Raw genomic sequence first — 1,738 nt, 5'->3', positions numbered from 1 at the left:
CGCCCGCCCCGTCGCCGACCGCTCGCCCGCGCCCCTCGTCGTGGTGCCCGCCGATGACCCCGCCTGCCTCCTCGGCGCGGGCATCCCCTGGCCCGAGCCGGCCTGTCCTGCCGCGCCAGCCGCTGCCGACGCTCCGGGCGTCCCCGCTCCGACCTCCTCAGACGCCGCCTTCGGCTTGGCCCCGGACGCCGCTGCGCCGGCCGACTCGGGCGCCGCCCTGCCCGCGGTGGCGCGCCCAAGTCGGCGGGAGGGCGCGCTCGTGGTTCTCTCCGGCGGCGTGCCCCTGCTCTGGGCCGCTCCACGCCTCAAGGCCCTCGTGTCCTTCACGACTGACGAGCCCCTTCTCGCCGAGGCCGCCGCTGCGCTCGTCGTCTTCACGCGGGCGCAGCTCAAGCGCGAGGGCTCGGCCGGCGCCCGCCGCAAGATCGTCGTCGAGACCCTCAACGGCGCCCCCGTCCTCGACACGCCGCTGGCCGTCGCCCTTCAAGCTGCCGGCCTCGCCCGCCTCCCCAACGGCCTGCGCCTCTACGCCGACCCGTTCGCGTCCTAGAAGACGAACTCGAGCAGGAACCGGGCCAACCGGTAGCCGAAGAGCACGGCGTCTGCCAGCCAGAAGGAGATCGCGACCCCCCTCCTGAAACACTGCGCTTGCGCTTGGCGAGTCACGTGCTCCACAGCGGCGTGAAGGCCAGGGCGCCGAAGACCCGTTGAGAAACGAGATAACGCGGCTGTTCTCTGAGCGCGGCTTGGGCGAGAAATAGGAAAGGGGGAGCTGGGGGCATAGGCAAGGGCTGCGAGGTCGGAGATGATTCGGATGCTGGCGACTGCGAGGTAGAGCCAGGTATGGGCTTCGAGGATGAGGGTGGTGGAGAAGCCGGAGCGCGCTCCGACGGCTCCGGCGAATGACGCTTGGGCAAGGAATCAGGTGGCATTGCTGATGATGGTGAAGAGCGTGACGCCCAGGATGGCCACTCCGACGCTCGTGCAGGGCCCCGGCGTGGTGATGCTGACGGGAAGCCCGCCGGGAGGGACGGCAGGCGCGGCGGAAGTTTCGTGTGTCCCTTTGATCGCATACGAGCCTGTCCTAGAGGGCTAGCAGGGGGGGGGTCGCGTTTGAGTGCGGCGCGCCGCAGCGCGAGCAGAAGGCGTCGCCGTCGGCAAGGGGCCGCCGCAGGTGGTGCAGAACATGGCGTCCCCTTTCGTCAGGTGCCGAGCTCCTCAATGGTGGCGCCAGCTCCCTTGCGGCGACGTGACGTCCTCGTTGGCAGCGACCGCCAGCGCCCCAAAGCCACTTTTTGGCTGGAAAATGGCACGAATCGTCAGTTTGGTACGGTGTTGAGGAGGACTGACGAGGCGGACGGTGACGTTTTCCCTGGTGGCTGTCGAGCGGACTGGATCGATAATGCCAAAAGTGCGGCTTCGAGGGCGCGAGTACCGTACCAAACTGACGATTCGTGCCATCTCGCAGGAAAAAAGTGGCAGTGAGCCGCGGGTCGCACGAGGAGACGGGCGCGCGGTCGTGGCGAATGCGTGGGGCGGCCGCTCCACGGGGCGGGGCGTGTCCCCCTGCGCTAGAATGGCCCCATGACTGACGACCTTGCCGACATCATCTCCGACGCCTCCGCTGCGCCCGACGCCCCCGCCGCGCCCGCATCGGGCGCGTCAGGCGCGCTTCGCGCCGGCGAGCCCGCAGCCGGCGCGCCCGACCCCGCCGTGCCCTGTGTCTCAGGTGACCCCG

Annotated in this window: 1 protein-coding gene; it reads left to right on the top strand. The window is 70.1% G+C overall.

From position 1 onward, the window contains the following. Window positions 1–550 (top strand): hypothetical protein (locus tag D1643_RS10885; RefSeq protein WP_160710626.1); only part of this gene is annotated, 550 nt, incomplete at its 5' end. Between the last annotated feature and the right edge of the window lie 1,188 nt (window positions 551–1,738).

The sequence above is a fragment of the Enterorhabdus sp. P55 genome (genome assembly GCF_009911695.1).
GTDB lineage: Bacteria > Actinomycetota > Coriobacteriia > Coriobacteriales > Eggerthellaceae > Enterorhabdus.
This window is presented reverse-complemented; position numbering and strand designations above follow the sequence as displayed.